Annotated in this window: 14 protein-coding genes and 2 pseudogenes; 10 read left to right on the forward strand and 6 right to left on the reverse strand. The window is 71.7% G+C overall.

The features are described from left to right. Nucleotides 1–7 precede the first annotated feature (7 nt). On the reverse strand, nucleotides 8–547 hold the full coding sequence (locus QQK35_RS16310; RefSeq protein ID WP_284255084.1) for a hypothetical protein: 540 nt from the start codon (nucleotides 545–547) through the stop codon (nucleotides 8–10). A 73-nt stretch (nucleotides 548–620) separates the two neighbouring features. Here QQK35_RS16310 and QQK35_RS16315 point away from each other — a divergent pair, with 73 nt between their 5' ends. After that, nucleotides 621–1247: a UdgX family uracil-DNA binding protein gene (locus QQK35_RS16315; protein WP_284255086.1), complete on the forward strand. Its 627-nt coding sequence runs from the start codon at nucleotides 621–623 to the stop codon at nucleotides 1245–1247. 143 nt (nucleotides 1248–1390) lie between these two features. Here the strand turns inward: QQK35_RS16315 and QQK35_RS16320 are convergent, their stop codons facing one another. Both QQK35_RS16320 and QQK35_RS16325 read right to left on the reverse strand, forming a co-directional pair. Further along, a complete protein-coding gene (locus QQK35_RS16320) occupies nucleotides 1391–1840 on the reverse strand; it encodes an NUDIX hydrolase (RefSeq protein ID WP_348534963.1) in 450 nt (149 codons plus the stop codon). Continuing rightward, nucleotides 1837–2556, reverse strand: a complete 720-nt coding sequence (locus QQK35_RS16325; protein WP_284255087.1) for a DUF1353 domain-containing protein — start codon at nucleotides 2554–2556, stop codon at nucleotides 1837–1839. Before QQK35_RS16325 ends, QQK35_RS16320 begins: the two co-directional genes overlap by 4 nt. A gap of 83 nt (nucleotides 2557–2639) precedes the next feature. Here QQK35_RS16325 and QQK35_RS16330 point away from each other — a divergent pair. From QQK35_RS16330 to QQK35_RS19990, 5 genes and pseudogenes are all read left to right on the forward strand, one after another. Continuing rightward, nucleotides 2640–3691: pseudogene (locus tag QQK35_RS16330) on the forward strand (LLM class flavin-dependent oxidoreductase). Nucleotides 3692–3700: 9 nt separating this feature from the next. Next, nucleotides 3701–4555 (forward strand): alpha/beta fold hydrolase, encoded by an 855-nt coding sequence (locus tag QQK35_RS16335; RefSeq protein WP_284255088.1) that lies wholly within the window; start codon nucleotides 3701–3703, stop codon nucleotides 4553–4555. Next, the gene (locus tag QQK35_RS16340) at nucleotides 4552–5238 is read left to right on the forward strand and encodes an esterase/lipase family protein (RefSeq protein WP_284255089.1); all 687 of its coding nucleotides are present in this window, start codon (nucleotides 4552–4554) and stop codon (nucleotides 5236–5238) included. Before QQK35_RS16335 ends, QQK35_RS16340 begins: the two co-directional genes overlap by 4 nt. Before the next feature lie 10 nt (nucleotides 5239–5248). Further along, complete coding sequence (locus QQK35_RS16345) at nucleotides 5249–6553, forward strand: MFS transporter (protein WP_348534964.1); 1305 nt, start codon at nucleotides 5249–5251, stop codon at nucleotides 6551–6553. A gap of 32 nt (nucleotides 6554–6585) precedes the next feature. Beyond that, nucleotides 6586–6720 (forward strand): hypothetical protein, encoded by a 135-nt coding sequence (locus tag QQK35_RS19990; RefSeq protein ID WP_348534965.1) that lies wholly within the window; start codon nucleotides 6586–6588, stop codon nucleotides 6718–6720. A gap of 274 nt (nucleotides 6721–6994) precedes the next feature. Here the strand turns inward: QQK35_RS19990 and QQK35_RS16350 are convergent, their stop codons facing one another. Genes QQK35_RS16350 through QQK35_RS16360 form a run of 3 tightly spaced genes read right to left on the reverse strand, consistent with a single transcriptional unit; the run spans nucleotide 6995 to nucleotide 9101 of the window. After that, the gene (locus QQK35_RS16350) at nucleotides 6995–7696 is read right to left on the reverse strand and encodes an anti-sigma factor family protein (RefSeq protein ID WP_284255090.1); all 702 of its coding nucleotides are present in this window, start codon (nucleotides 7694–7696) and stop codon (nucleotides 6995–6997) included. 4 nt (nucleotides 7697–7700) lie between these two features. Further along, nucleotides 7701–8219: a sigma-70 family RNA polymerase sigma factor gene (locus QQK35_RS16355; protein ID WP_284255091.1), complete on the reverse strand. Its 519-nt coding sequence runs from the start codon at nucleotides 8217–8219 to the stop codon at nucleotides 7701–7703. A gap of 54 nt (nucleotides 8220–8273) precedes the next feature. After that, nucleotides 8274–9101: a UbiA family prenyltransferase gene (locus QQK35_RS16360; RefSeq protein WP_284255092.1), complete on the reverse strand. Its 828-nt coding sequence runs from the start codon at nucleotides 9099–9101 to the stop codon at nucleotides 8274–8276. A 62-nt stretch (nucleotides 9102–9163) separates the two neighbouring features. Between QQK35_RS16360 and QQK35_RS16365 the strand changes: the two genes are divergently transcribed. The 4 genes and pseudogenes from QQK35_RS16365 (at nucleotide 9164) to QQK35_RS16380 (ending at nucleotide 14397) form a co-directional block, all read left to right on the forward strand. Next, the gene (locus tag QQK35_RS16365) at nucleotides 9164–10168 is read left to right on the forward strand and encodes a LacI family DNA-binding transcriptional regulator (RefSeq protein ID WP_284255093.1); all 1005 of its coding nucleotides are present in this window, start codon (nucleotides 9164–9166) and stop codon (nucleotides 10166–10168) included. A 123-nt stretch (nucleotides 10169–10291) separates the two neighbouring features. After that, nucleotides 10292–12013: pseudogene (locus QQK35_RS16370) on the forward strand (glycoside hydrolase family 13 protein). Beyond that, nucleotides 12010–13389, forward strand: a complete 1380-nt coding sequence (locus tag QQK35_RS16375) for an ABC transporter substrate-binding protein (RefSeq protein ID WP_284255094.1) — start codon at nucleotides 12010–12012, stop codon at nucleotides 13387–13389. Before QQK35_RS16370 ends, QQK35_RS16375 begins: the two are co-directional and overlap by 4 nt. Nucleotides 13390–13443: 54 nt before the next feature. Continuing rightward, nucleotides 13444–14397, forward strand: coding sequence for a carbohydrate ABC transporter permease (locus QQK35_RS16380; RefSeq protein WP_284255095.1), 954 nt, complete (start codon nucleotides 13444–13446; stop codon nucleotides 14395–14397). Nucleotides 14398–14429: the final 32 nt, after the last annotated feature.

Below are 14429 nucleotides of genomic sequence, written 5' to 3' on the forward strand. Positions count from 1 at the left end.
GCCCAGGCTAGGCCGCGCCGCCGAGCCCCACGCGGTCCGGCACCGCGGCGGTCACGCCGCCGAGCCAGGTCGCGGGATCCGGCCACGGCCTGCCGGTCGGCAGTCGGCGCAGCAGACGCACGCCGGACTCGTCCTCGCCGCGCGGGATCACGCGGGTCGGCGAGGCCTGCGCCATCACCCCGAGCCACCAGTGCCGCCAGGTGGGCGGCAGCGACTCCGGATTCACGACGAGGTAATAGTCCGGGATCGCCGCCTCCCCGCGCTTCAGAGCCTCGACCGCCCGGTCGATCTCGAGCTCCAGCGCACCGAGCGTGGACTGGTCGTCGAAGAACTCGACCCACGCGGCGGCGACGTGCTCGAGCGGGTCGCGGTCGTGCACTAGATACGGCGTCGACGCGCCGCGCGTCCAGCGGGCGACCTCGTCGTCATCGCGTCCCGCGAGACTCGCGGCCCGCACATTGGCATGCCCGACGAAGCCGCGGATCGTCGTGCCCTCATCGTCGCCCACCACCACCAGGGTGGTGCTGCTCGCGCTTGCACCCGCCATGACCGGATCGTACGCCGGTGCGAATCGGCTGGCAGGGCGGCGCGCGATCCCGCGCTCGGCCTAGCGTGCCGGCATGGCCGATGCACGCCCGGGTGCGGAGCAGTGGGTGCCCGAGCATCCTGACCTCGCGGCGCTGCGCGCGGCCGCACCCGACTGCCGCGGATGCGAGCTGTGGAAGCCGGCGACGCAGGTCGTGTTCTCGGCGGGGGCGGCATCCGCGCGCCTGGTGCTGGTGGGCGAACAGCCCGGCGATCAGGAGGACCGGCAGGGCGAGCCGTTCGTCGGGCCGGCCGGGCGGCTGCTGGCGCAGGCGGTGGAGGAGGCCGGGATCGCGCGCCGCGAGATCTACGTCACGAACGCTGTCAAGCACTTCCGGTTCGAGCGGCGCGGCAAGCGGCGCATCCACGAGAAGCCGGCCGTCGCCCACATCGACGCGTGCCGGCCGTGGCTGCGGGCGGAGCTCGGGGTCGTCCGGCCGGGCATCGTCGTGTGCCTCGGTGCGACCGCCGCGCGGTCGGTGCTCGGCCGCGACGTGCGTATCGGCGCCGAACGGGGGCGCGTGCTCGAGGAGTCGGACCCGCCGGCGCTCATCACGACCCATCCCTCGGCGTTGCTGCGCACGCGGGATCCCGCGGATCGTGACGCGGCGTTCGCGGCGCTCGTCGCGGACCTCCGCGTGGCGCACGAGGCCGCCTCCTGATCGCGCCACGTGGCCAAAAACGCCCAGTGCGCGGGGGCGCGCACTGGGCGTTTTTGGCCAGCTGAGCGGGGTGAGATCTCGATACGCGCCTTCGGCGCTACTCGATCGACTCAGAAGGGGGCGCTACTCGATCCGCAGGTGGGTCAGGAGGGCGTCGAGCGCGGGGACCTGGCCGGCGACGAGGAGCTCGCGCGCGCGGGGATCGGCACCCACGCGGCGCGGTCGACCTCCGGGAACGCCCGCATCCGCCCCGAGCGCGGCGGCCACTCGAGGTCGAAGGTGTTGCTGACGATCTCGGCGGGGGCGAAATCCGGCGCCTCGGCCGCGAAGACGGCGACGACCTTGCCCGACGCGTACCGGAACTCGCCGAGCGCGACGTACGCGGCATCCGGGGCGGCCACGCCCGTCTCCTCCGCGAACTCGCGGCGCGCGACGGCGAGGTCATCGCTCTCGCCGGGCTCGAGCTCGCCCTTCGGCACCGACCAGGCGCGTTCCTCCTTGCGCGCCCAGAACGGCCCGCCCATGTGCGCGATCCACACCTCGACGCCCGCGGCGCCGCGGCGGTGGAGCAGGATGCCGGCGCTGCGTCTCACGATGCGCCTCCCGGTGCGCGCAGGGTCGGCCCGGGCCGCGGGACCGGTCTGCGCCGGCCGTCGACCAGCCACACGGCGAGCGCCACCAGGTATTCGACCGCGGTCGACAGCGCCGCGGCGACGACGAGCGGCAGGTACAGCGCGCCGAGGTACGCCGCGCACAGCGCGAGCCCGGCGTCGCGCCACCACGGGATCGCGAGCACGGCGGGCGCGGGCAGCAGCAGCAGCCACCACGGATGCCCGAGCGCGGCGAGCACGACGGCTCCGACGATCGCGACGATCGACACGATCGCCTGCACGAACAGCAGGATCGCGATCGGCATCCGGAACTCGGCGTAGCGGTTGAGCGCGACGGCGGTCCACATCGTGCGGGCGCGCAGCACGGTCACGCCGCTCTCGACGAGCGCACGCCGGAAGCGGAGGTCGGCATCCCGGCGCACCGCGTCGCGAGTGGCGGCGGGCGCGTCGTCGGCACGGTCGGAGAGGGTGTCGTGCAGGATCGCCGGCAGCGCCTGGCGCCCGTAGCTCGCGACCAGCCCCCACAGGAACGACGGCACGGAGGCGAGGTCGGTGAGCTGCCCGGCCGGCACCTCGAAGCTCGCGCCGTCGCGCGGATCGACCCACCGGAAGGGCTGCTCGACCCGGAACGCGCGGTCGCCGAGGTAGCTGAGGGCGAGCGGCGGCAGCGGGGCGCCGTCGGGGTCGAGGAAGGGCATCCCCTCCAGGAATACTCGACGCGGGACCGTGGTTGAAAGCATTGATGCAAACGCATGGAATAAACGAGGCGGAGGATCAGCACATGGGCGAGGATCAGACGGTCGTGCAGCTCGGGCTCGACACGTTCGGCGACCGGACGATCGGCACCGACGGAACGCCGACCCCGTACCCCCAGGTCATCCGCGACGTCGTCGCCGAGGCCGAGCTCGCCGACCGGGTCGGGGTGGACTTCTTCGGGGTCGGTGAGCACCACCGCGACGACTATGCGATCTCCGCGCCGGAGGTCGTGCTCGCCGCGATCGCGAGCCGCACCGAGCGCATGCACCTCGGCACCGCTGTCACCGTGCTCTCGAGCGACGACCCGGTGCGCGTGTACGAGAAGTTCGCGACGCTCGACGCGGTGTCGGGCGGACGCGCCGAGATCATCCTGGGTCGCGGCTCGTTCACCGAGTCGTTCCCGTTGTTCGGGTTCGACCTGCAGCACTACGAGGCGCTGTTCGAGGAGAAGATCGGGCTGCTGCACGAGCTCCTGAAGGAGGATCCGGTGACCTGGCAGGGCGCGCTGCGGCCCCGCTGCAGGATGCCGACGTCTTCCCGAAGACCGCCGGCGGCATCCGCACCTGGGTCGGCGTCGGCGGCAGCCCGGAGTCGGTGGTGCGCGCCGCGCGCTACGGGTTCCCGCTCGTGCTCGCGATCATCGGCGGGCAGCCGGCCCGCTTCGCCCCGTACGTCGACCTCTACCACCGGGCGCTCGCGCAGCTCGAGCAGCCGACGCTGCCGGTCGCGGTGCACTCGCCGGGGTTCATCCAGGAGACCGACGAGCTGGCGCGCGAGATCCTCTGGCCGCACTACAAGACCATGTACGACCGGATCGGGCGCGAGCGCGGCTGGCCGGAGACGACCCGCGACCGGTTCGAGTCCGAGATCGAGGAGGGCTCGCTGTACGTCGGATCGCCGGAGACGGTGGCGCAGAAGATGGCCGACACCATCCGCACGCTCGGAGTGCAGCGCTTCGACCTGAAGTACACGAGCGGACCGGTGCCGCACGAGCACCTCATGACCGCGGTCGAGCTCTACGGCACGCAGGTGATGCCGCGGGTGCGCGAGCTGCTTGCCGCTCAGCCCGTTCCGTAGGCTGACGGCATGATCTCGGTCCGCGACGCACTCGGTCGCGGACCGCGCGGGCCCGCCGAGGAGGAGGCCTACCCTCCCGAGCGGGTCGGCGACGCCGTGTACTACACGAGCCGGCAGGAGCACGAGGACCTGACGGTGGTGGTCAAGCGGTTCCCGCACCGGGCGCCCCGCGACCCCGCGACCCCGTTCGTGCTCGTGCACGGCCTCGGTGTCTCGTCGCGCTACTTCCACCCGCTCGCGGCCGAGCTGGCCCGCCGCGGACCGGTGTTCCTGCTCGACCTGCCCGGCTACGGCGCCGCGCCGGATCCGCGACGCGACGTGACCCTCGAGGATCACGCCGACGCGGTCGCCGCGATGCTGCGCACGAGCGGGATCGCCCGCCCCGTGCTCGTCGGCCACTCGATGGGCGCGAACGTCGTCTCGCTCGTCGCCGAGCGTGATCCCGCCGTCACGGACCGGCTCGTCCTGCTCGCCCCCACGCTCGCGCCCGGCCTGCGCACGCCGGCCCGCGCGATCGGGCGCCTGATGGCCGACGGCCTCCGCGAGCCGCCTCGGGTGCTCGGCATCGCCGCCACCGACTACCTCGTGCGCTGCGGGGCGCCGTACCTGCTGCGGCAACTGCCGCACCTGCTCGCCGATCGCCTCGAGGACCGGATGCCGCGCCTCGCCGCGCGGGTGCTCGTCGTCGACGGCGACCGCGATCCGATCGTGCCGAACGAGTGGATCTCCGAGCTCGCGGCGCGTGCCGTGGATGGCGACGCCCGCCTGGTCCGCGGCCCGCACGTGATCATGCACACCGACCCGATCGCGACCGCGGGCCACATCCTCGAATTCGCCGACGCGTCCGCGGGGGCGGCGCCGTGAGGCCGGTCGGGCGCAGCCTCGGCGCGCTGCTGGCGGACTATCCCCACGCCCTGCGGCTGCGGGCGGCGGGGCCGGGCGCCGGACGCGTGCCCCGCGACTATCCGACGGGCGACGGGCGACCCGTCGTGCTGATCCCCGGCATCTACGAGACCTGGCACTTCCTCCGGCCGATGGGCGACGCCCTGCACGCCGACGGCCATCCGGTGCACGTGCTCGAGACGATCGGGCGCAACGGCGGGCCCATCCCTTGGGTGGCCCGCGAGGCGCATCGGCTGATGGAGCAGCGCGACCTCCATGAGGTGGTCATCGTCGCGCACAGCAAAGGCGGGGTCGTCGGCAAGCAGCTGCTCGTCGACGAGCTCGCCCGCCCCGAGGCGCAGCGCCGCGTCGCCCGCGTGATCGCGATCGCCTCGCCGTTCGCGGGGTCGAGCATGGCGCGGCTCGTGCCGGTCGGGGGCCTGCGCGCGTTCCTCCCGGGCGACGCGCTGCTCGCGCGGCTTGCGGCCGAGCGCGCGGCCGACGCGCGGATCACCTCGATCGCGCCGCGGCTGGACCTGCACATCCCCGAGGGGTCGCGTCTCGACGGTGCCGAGAACATCGAGATCGACGTCGTCGGCCACTTCCGCATCCTGCGCGACCCGCGCGCCATCGACGCCGTGCGCCGTGTCGCCGCTCGCGCGTAGCGTAAGCGCCATGAGCGATACGAAGGCCGGTGCCCGGACGACGCCGGTGCTCGGCGGCAACCAGAAGCTGGTCGTCGCGATCGCGGTGCTCGCGTCGTTCGTGTCCTTCCTCGACGGCACCATCGTCAACGTCGCGCTGCCCAAGATGATCGGCGAGCTCGGCGGCGGGCTCACGGCGCAGCAGTGGATCGTCGACTCCTACCTCGTGACCCTCGGCGCGTTCATCCTCGTCGCGGGCTCGGTGAGCGATCTCTACGGCCGGATCCTCGTGATGCGGATCGGCCTCATCCTGTTCGGCGTCGCCAGCGTCGCCGTCGGGGCGGCCCCGACGGTCGAGTTCCTCATCGGCGCCCGGGCGGTGCAGGGCATCGCGGGGGCGCTCCTGGTGCCGAGCTCGCTCGCGCTCATCACCTCGAACATCCGGGGCGCCGCCCAGGGTCGCGCGATCGGCATCTGGACCGGCATGACGAGCGTCGCGATGATCGTCGGTCCCGTCATCGGCGGGCTGTTCGTCGACCTGCTCAACGTCGGCACGGTCTCGGGCTGGCGCTTCGCGTTCTTCATCAACGTGATCCCGATCGCGGTCGTGCTGTGGCTGCTCGTGCGGCTGGGCCAGCGCGACGTGCGCAAGCCGGGCGTGCGCATCGACTACCTCGGCTCGATCCTGTGCACCGTCGGGCTCGCCGGCGTCGTGTTCGCCCTCATCGAGCAGCAGAGCCTGGGATGGGGCAACCCCGCCATCTGGGGATCGATGACGATCGGCGTGCTGTCGTTCGCGGGCTTCCTGGTGCGCGAGAAGTACGCCAAGGATCCGGTGATGCCGCTCGGACTGTTCCGGGCCCGCAACTTCTGGACGGGCAACGTCGCGACGGCGTTCATCTACGGCGCACTGGCGCTGTCGAGCTTCGCGATCGGGGTCTATCTGCAGGAGGGGCCGAAACTGCCGGCCACGCTCGCCGGGGTCGCCAGTCTGCCTTCGACGATCATCATGATCCTGTTCAGCTCGCGCGTCGGGTCGTGGTCGGGCCGCTTCGGGCCCCGCCTGTTCATGACGATCGGCCCGATCACCTGCGGGATCGGCGTCGTCACGATGCTGCTGGTGCAGCACGACTTCAACTACTGGTGGCAGATGCTGCCCGGGATCATTCTCTTCGGCGTCGGCCTGACGCTCACGGTCTCGCCGCTGACCTCCGCGATCCTCGGCGCGATCGAGCCGGAGCGCAGCGGGATCGCATCCGCCGTCAACAACGCGGTCTCGCGCGTCGCGGGCCTCATCATGACCGCACTGCTCGGCCTGATCACCGGGGAGCGCTGAACCTCGACGGCTTCCACCGCACGGTGGTGGTGATGGCGGCCCTGCTGATCGCGGGCGGCCTCGTGTCGTGGGCCGGCATCCGGAACCACCTCTCCCGCGGCAACGATCAGTCCGCGGTCGAGACGGGCGAACCGAAGTCGGAGGCGGCCGCCGCCGCCCAGGGGTAGCCGGAACGCGACACGCGCCCGATGTCGCGGCGGCGCTTCGCCATTCACGCCGCCAACGTGAGGCGGCTGAGCGCCGGGGTACCTCTCCGAGCGCACGTGAGTTCCGCCTCACAGTGAGGCGGGACTCACATGTCGCGAAGGAGGTACCCCTGCTCGCAGCCCGTGCGTGGCCGAGAACGGCGGGCGACCACCCCCACGGGGACGGCTGCCGCGCGTGCGCCGGACACACGACACAACACGACACGACGCAACACGAAGCGACGCGACGCGACGCCTACAGCTTCTTCGCGAGCAGCACGTCGTTCGTCGCGGCGGAGCGCACCTCGATGCGCGCGATCTCGCCCACGGAGAGCGCGGTCGCCGCGGTGAGCTTCACCTGCGATCCGCTGGTCGCCTTCCAGGTCGACACCTCGCTGGCCCTGCCCGCGCGGTCGACGACCCAGAGCGCGTAGCCCCCATCGCCCGGGTAGCCCCACGTGCTCCCGGTGCCGTAGGCGCAGTGCATGTCGATCCTGGTGCCCCACTTCACGCTCGTGAGCTGCACGTCGCCGCTGACCGAGTTCCCGGCCGTCGGGGCGAGCGCCACCGACACCGTCGGGTGCGGCTGCGCGGCGATGGTGACCGGGATCGCGACAGCCGCGACGGCGAGGGCGGCCGCGGCGATCCCGCCGACGATCCCGAACCGGCGCAGGCGCCGGCGGTGCTCGGCCTTCTCGATCCGCTCGACGATGTCGGTGACCGGGGCGGAGCCGGGCTCCGCGTCCTCGTCCTCCGAGGCGAGCAGCGAGAGCGCCCGCTCCGGGTCGACGCGCCCGAGAAGGCTGGGCAGGCCGCTCAGGTCGGCGACCGCGAGCCGACAGCGGTCGCACAGCTCGAGGTGCGCCTCGAACTCGCGGCGCTCGACCGACGACAGGGAGCCCAGGACATACGCGGCGTCCCACTCCGTGTAGCGGGCGTGATCGCGGGGGTCGTTCACCTCGTCACCCCTTCTCCTGGAGGGCCAGGCGCAGCGCGCGCAGGCCGTAGTGCAGCCGCGACTTGACGGTGCCCTCGGGGATGTCGAGCTCGCGCGCGACCTCCGCGATGCTCTTGCCGCCGTAGTACGCGTGCACGATCACGGCGCGGTGCTCGAGGCCGATGCCGGCGAGGGCCTCCTCGACCAGGATCGACTCGAACAGGGCATCGGTGCGGTCGCGCTCGGCGCGCTCGGGCAGCTCGTCGGTCGGGAACTCGTGGCGCTTGCGGGCGCTGCGGTGCTCGTCGATGACCAGGTGACGCGCGACGGTGAACAGCCACGACCGGGTGCCCTCGGGCCCCTGCTCGAGGATCGCGGGCGTGCGCCAGGCCCGCAGGAGCGTCTCCTGCACCACGTCATCCGCGCCCGCCCGATCGCCGGTGAGGTGCACGACGTAGCGCCAGATGGCGGCGGCGTGTGCGTCGGCCAGCGCGCGCAGCGCCTCCGACCGCGTACCGGCTGGCGCGCCCTTCTCGGTGCTCACGTCGACCTCCTTCACCCGGAGACTACGCAGCAGGCGGGCGTTCGGTTCAGTGCGTCAGCTCCGGATGCCGCGTCCGGCCAGCACGAGCAGCACGACGTCGACGACGGCGGCCACGATGACGAGGACGAACAGCCAGCGCCCGGCGCCGCGCCGCCACGCGACGAGCACGCCGACGACGGCGAGCACGACCGAGACCGCGAGCCCGGCGAGCGCGACGAGGGTGAAGCCGGAGCCGTACGCCACGGCCACCGCACCGAGGACGAGGGCGGCCCACGTGACGAGGAGCGAGGCCCGCGCGCCGATCAGGTGCGGCGTGCCGCGCACACCCGTGCGACGATCCGCATCGAGGTCGGGCAGCGTGTTGGCGAAGTGAGCGCCGATCCCGAGCAGCGCACCCGCCGCCATCGCCCACCACTGCGGCCAGACCGGCGCCACCGCGGAGAGCGTCACGATCGCCGGCAGGATGCCGAACCCGACGATGTAGGGCAGCACCGACAGCGGTGTGGGCTTCGCGATCACGTTGTAGAGCCAGGCCGCCCCGAGGAACACCGCGTGCGCCGCGACGGCGAGCAGCCCGAGCGGGACCGTCAGGGCGAGGGCGAGCGCCGCGGTGACGACGGCGGTGATCCAGACCGGGCCGCTGCCGATCTGCCCCAGCGCCACGGGTTTGTCGCTGCGGCCGGCTGCGCGGTCGCGCGGCGCGTCGAGGGCGTCGTTGGAGAGGCCGACCGAGGCCTGGTTCAGGGCGATCGCGACACCGAGCAGCACGATGCGCCAGGGCTCGAGGCCGACGCCGACCCCGAGCAGCACGGTGATGACGGTCACCCCGATCGCGGGGATCGGATGCGTGGAGCGGGCAAGGGCCCCCGCCTGGCGCAGCATGTCGCCGAGCGTACCGGGGGCGCGGTATTGCAAGTTCTTGCGCGATTGTGCAAGATCGCGTCATGTCGAGACGACTCGCGGAGGTGGCCAAACAGGTCGGCGTGAGCGAGGCGACGGTCAGCCGCGTGCTCAACGAGAAGCCCGGCGTGAGCGAGGCGACCCGCCAGGCCGTGCTGACGGCCCTCGACGTGCTCGGCTACGAACGCCCGAGCAAGCTGCGCGGCGAGCGCGCGCGGCTCGTCGGCCTGTTCCTGCCCGAGCTGCAGAACCCGATCTTCCCGGCGTTCGGCGAGGTCGTCGGCGGCGGCCTGGCCCAGAACGGCTACACGCCCGTCCTGTGCACCGTGACCGGCGGCGGCATCACGGAGGCCGACTACGTCGACCTCCTGCTGCAGCAGCACGTCTCGGGTGTCGTGTTCGTGGCGGGCGCCTACACGCAGGCCGACGCGCCGCACGAGCACTACACGCGGCTGCGCGATCTCAAGCTCCCGACGGTGCTCGTCAACGCCCCGGTCGGCGACCTGGGGTTCGCCACGGTCTCGACCGACGACGGCATCGCGGTCGAGCTGGCCTGGAACCACCTCGTGCAGCTGGGCCATCGCGACATCGGCGTCGTGCTGGGGCCGGCCGACCACATCCCGTCGCGGCGCAAGCTGGAGGCGGCGCACCGGATGTCGAGGGCGACCGGCGTGCCGCTCCCGGCCGAGCGCGTGGTCCACTCGCACTACAACCTCGAGGCCGGTCAGGCGGCGACGGCACGGCTGCTGACGACGGGGGTCACGGCGGTCATCTGCGCGTCCGACCCGATGGCGCTCGGCGCGATCCGGGCGGTGCGCCGCGCGGGCAAGGCGGTGCCGGCGGATGTCTCGGTGGTCGGGTTCGACGACTCGGCGCTCATGAACAGCGTCGATCCGCCGCTGACCACCGTGCGCCAGCCGATCGAGCCGATGGGTCGCATGGTCATCGAGCTGCTCGTCGGGCAGCTCTCCGGATCGGCCGCGCCCCCGGACGAGTACCTGTTCGAGCCCGAACTCGTGGTGCGCGGGTCGACGGCGCCGCCGGCGTAAGGGGCCGCAAGGCGACGCAAGTTGCTTGCGGCTTGTTTAGTTCTTGCGTCATTCTGTCGATAAAGCTACTTTTGCCGCGTCGGCGCCGACCCGGGCGCCCCGACCGCGAGCGAAGGATCCCCGTTGGACGCAGACGTCCTGACCGCCCCCGAGCGCGTCAGCCCGCCCACCACCGACCCGCAGTGGTGGCGCAGCGCCGTCATCTACGAGATCTACGTGCGCAGCTTCGCCGACGGCGACGGCGACGGCACCGGCGATCTCGCCGGGGTCCGATCGCGCCTGCCCTACCTGCGCGACCTCGGCGTCGACGCGATCTGGTTCACGCCCTGGTACGCGTCGCCCCTGGCCGACGGCGGCTACGACGTGAGCGACTACCGCGCCATCCACCCTGATTTCGGCGACCTCTCCGAGGCGGAGGCGCTCATCCGCGAGGCGCTCGCCCTCGGCATCCGCACGATCATCGACGTCGTGCCCAACCACGTCTCGGACCGGCACGCCTGGTTCCAGGCTGCCCTCGCCGCCGGGCCGGGCTCGCCCGAGCGCGAGCGGTTCTGGTTCCGCGACGGCACCGGACCGGCCGGCGACGGCATCCCGACGCACTGGGTGTCGCCGTTCGCCGGCGACACCTGGACCCGCACGACGAGCCCCGACGGCACGCCCGGTCAGTGGTACCTGCACCTGTTCGCGAAGGAGCAGCCCGACCTCAACTGGAACCATCCCGACGTGCGCCGCGAGCACGAGGAGATCCTGCGGTTCTGGTTCGATCGGGGGCCGCCGGCGTGCGGATCGACTCCGCGGCGCTGCTCGTGAAGGACCCGGAGCTGCGCGAGGTGCCCGACGTCGTCGGACCGGGCGAGCATCCCACCGAGGATCGCGACGAGATCCACGACATCTACCGCGGATGGCGCGCGGTCGCCGACACCTACCCCGGCACCCGCGTGCTCGTGGGGGAGCTGTGGGTGCCCGACATCGACCGCTTCGTGCAGTACCTGCGCCCCGACGAGCTGCACACGGCGTTCAACTTCGACTTCCTGGCCCGACCGTGGGATGCCGCCGAACTGCGCGCGTCGATCGATGCGACTCTCGCCGCGCATGCCCCCGTGCACGCTCCCTCCACGTGGGTGCTGTCGAACCACGACGTGACCCGCCCGGTGACCCGGTACGGCCGCGCCGACAGCTCCTTCGCCTTCCTCGACAAGCGCTTCGGCACGCCGACCGATCTCGACCTCGGCACCCGGCGCGCCCGCGCCGCCGCGCTGCTCACCGGCGCGCTGCCCGGATCGCTGTACATCTACCAGGGCGACGAGCTGGGCCTGCCGGAGGTGGAGGACATCCCGCGTGAACTGCTGCAGGATCCCATGCACTACCGCTCCGGCGGGGTCGACCCCGGTCGTGACGGCTGTCGCGTGCCGCTGCCGTGGTCGGGCGACCTTCCGCCGTACGGATTCAGCACCGGAGCCGTGAGCGCGGCTCCGTGGCTGCCGCAGCCCGCGTCCTGGGCCCGGTACACGGTGCAGAGTGAGGCGGCCGACCCGCGGTCGATGCTCGCGCTGTACCGGGCCGCGTTGCGCATCCGGCGGGCGGAGCCCCTCGGCGACGGCCCCTTCGCGTGGCTCGACGACGCGCCCGAGGGCACCCTCGCGTTCCGCCGCGGCGACGCGTTCCTCAGCATCACCAACCTCGCCGGCCACCCCGTGCCGCTCCCCGCCGGGGAGCTGCTCCTGGCCAGCGACGAGCTCGGGCAGGCGGCCGACGGGTCGCGCGAGCTCCCCCGACTCCACGGCGTGGCTCCGTCCACAGCAGCAAGCCACGGAGAACCATCACCAGAGAAAGGCAAGACGATGAAGTCACCCCGCACAGTGGGCGCCGCAGTCCTCGCCCTCACCGCGCTCGCCGGCGTCGCCGCCCTCAGCGGCTGCTCGTCCAGCGGCGACCAGCCCGCCAACGGCCAGGTCGCGATCACGGTCGCGAGCCTCATCCCGGGCAGCTCCGACGACGCGTTCAAGCAGTTCAATCAGCGCGTCAAGGAGTTCGAGAAGGCCAACCCCGACATCCTGGTCAAGCCGGTCGAGTACCAGTGGACCGGGCCGACCTTCTCGGCGCAGCTCGCGGCCGGCACCCTGCCGGACGTGTTCAACGTTCCGTTCACCGACAGCAAGTCGCTCGCGAACGCCGGCCAGCTGGCCGACATCACGAGTGAGGTCAAGAAGCTGCCGTACGCGGGCCGGTTCAACCAGTCGCTGCTGTCCGTGGCGAAGAACGACAGCGGCGACATCTTCGGCATCCCATACGGCCCCTACGCCTACGGCCTGTCGTACAACCGCGACCTGTTCACCAAGGCCGGCCTCGATCCCGACAAGCCGCCGACCAGCTGGGACGAGATCCGCACGGACGCCAAGCAGATCTCCGACAAGCTGCACATCGCCGGCTTCATGGTCTTCACCTCCGGCAACACCGGCGGCTGGGCGCTCACCGAGCAGACCTACGCGCGCGGCGGGCGCATGGAGGTCACCAAGGACGGCACGACGACCGTGACGGCCGACAACGAGCAGACGGTCGACGCGCTGAAGTTCCTGCAGAAGATGCGCTGGGACGACGACTCGCTCGGCAGCAACTTCAACCTCGACTGGTCGGGCATGAACCAGTATTTCGGCTCGGGCCAGACCGCGATGTACCCATCGGGCTCCGACGTGCTGACCAGCCTCGTGCAGCAGAACAAGGTCGACCCGAAGGACTACGGTCTCGCGCTCATCCCGACCGAGGGCACGGGCTCGGGCGTGCTGAGCGGCGGCAACGTCGCGGTCGTCGCGCCGAACGCGTCGAAGGCGGAGCAGCAGGCGTCGGTCAAGTGGATTGACTTCTATTACATGCAGAAGCTGCTCGACAAGAAGTCGGCCATCGCCGACGCCAAGTCGCTCGTCGCCAACAAGCAGCCCGTGGGCGTGCCGCAGCTGCCGATCTTCGACAAGAAGCAGCTCGACACCTCGCTCGGCTGGATCGACAGCTACATCAACGTGCCGAAGGCGAACGTGGCCGCGTTCCAGAACGGGATCTTCGACCAGACGATCATCCCGGAGCCGGCCAAGCACACCCAGGAGCTGTACGGCGCCCTGGACAGCGTGGTGCAGGCGGTGCTCACCGACAAGAACGCCGACATCACGGCCCTGCTGAAGGGCGTGAACACCCAGGTGCAGGCGCTCATCGACGCCGACGCCAAGTAGTAGTGTCCGGGGCCGGCGGGATCGCTCCCGCCGGCCCCCTTCCCGGAGGACCCCGTGACCGCGATCACCACCCGACCATCCGCCGGCCGCGATCCGGCCCTCCGGCGTCGCCGTCGTCGCACCCCGCTCAGCTGGCTGCGCCGCGGCGGGCTGTCGAACCTCGTGTTCCTGCTGCCGCTGCTCGTGATCTTCGGCGTCTTCAGCTGGGGGCCGATCGTCGAATCGGTCGTGATGAGCTTCCAGCGCACCAACTTCGTCGTGACCCAGTGGGTGGGTTGGGACAACTTCGCGGCGCTGCTGCGTGACCCGCTCGTGCCGACGGCGGTGCTCAACACCGGATGGTTCGCCCTGCTCGCCCTGATCTTCGGCTACCCGATCCCGCTCGTCGTCGCCGTCCTCATGAGCGAGGTGAGGCGGGCGCGCGGGCTGTTCAGCGCCCTCGCCTATCTGCCCGTCGTGGTGCCGCCGGTGGTCTCGGTGCTGCTGTGGAAGATCTTCTACGACGCGAGCCCGCGCGGTGTCTTCAACACGATCCTGGGATGGGTCGGCATTCCGCCCCAGCCGTGGATCCAGTCCGCGGCGACGGCGATGCCCTCGATCGTGCTCGAGGCGACCTGGGCCGCCGCGGGCGGGACGATCATCATCTATCTCGCGGCGCTCACGAGCGTGCCGCCGGAGCTCTACGACGCCGCGGAGATCGACGGCGCCGGCATCCGGCACAAGATCTGGCACGTCACGCTGCCGCAACTGCGGCCCGTCCTGCTCGTGACGTTCATCCTGCAGATCATCGGCACGGCCCAGGTGTTCCTCGAGCCGTTCCTGCTGACGTTCGGCGGGCCGGCGAACTCGACCCTGTCGATCCTGCAGCTCATCTTCCGCTACGCGTTCCAGAACTCGATCGGCGTGGACTACGGCAAGGCCACGGCGCTCTCGCTGCTGCTGGCGTTGTTCCTCGCCCTGTTCTCGTTCGTGTACTTCCGCATCACCAAGGCCTGGAGCGACGACTGATGGCGACCCGTGGACGAATGACGGAGAAGGGA

This window comes from Pseudolysinimonas kribbensis, from assembly GCF_030161895.1.
Taxonomy (GTDB): Bacteria; Actinomycetota; Actinomycetes; order Actinomycetales; family Microbacteriaceae; genus Pseudolysinimonas; species Pseudolysinimonas kribbensis.

Bases quoted from the DNA above. Each gene is read 5' to 3' on its own strand.
- QQK35_RS16325 (WP_284255087.1), bottom strand. From the start codon at position 2,556: ATGCCCTTCCTCGACCCCGACGGCGCCCCGCTGCCGCCGCTCGCCCTC.
- QQK35_RS16335 (WP_284255088.1), top strand. From the start codon at position 3,701: ATGATCTCGGTCCGCGACGCACTCGGTCGCGGACCGCGCGGGCCCGCC.
- QQK35_RS16345 (WP_348534964.1), top strand. From the start codon at position 5,249: ATGAGCGATACGAAGGCCGGTGCCCGGACGACGCCGGTGCTCGGCGGC.
- QQK35_RS16365 (WP_284255093.1), top strand. From the start codon at position 9,164: ATGTCGAGACGACTCGCGGAGGTGGCCAAACAGGTCGGCGTGAGCGAG.
- QQK35_RS16315 (WP_284255086.1), top strand. From the start codon at position 621: ATGGCCGATGCACGCCCGGGTGCGGAGCAGTGGGTGCCCGAGCATCCT.
- QQK35_RS16375 (WP_284255094.1), top strand. From the start codon at position 12,010: ATGAAGTCACCCCGCACAGTGGGCGCCGCAGTCCTCGCCCTCACCGCG.
- QQK35_RS19990 (WP_348534965.1), top strand. From the start codon at position 6,586: ATGGCGGCCCTGCTGATCGCGGGCGGCCTCGTGTCGTGGGCCGGCATC.
- QQK35_RS16360 (WP_284255092.1), bottom strand. From the start codon at position 9,101: ATGCTGCGCCAGGCGGGGGCCCTTGCCCGCTCCACGCATCCGATCCCC.
- QQK35_RS16310 (WP_284255084.1), bottom strand. From the start codon at position 547: ATGGCGGGTGCAAGCGCGAGCAGCACCACCCTGGTGGTGGTGGGCGAC.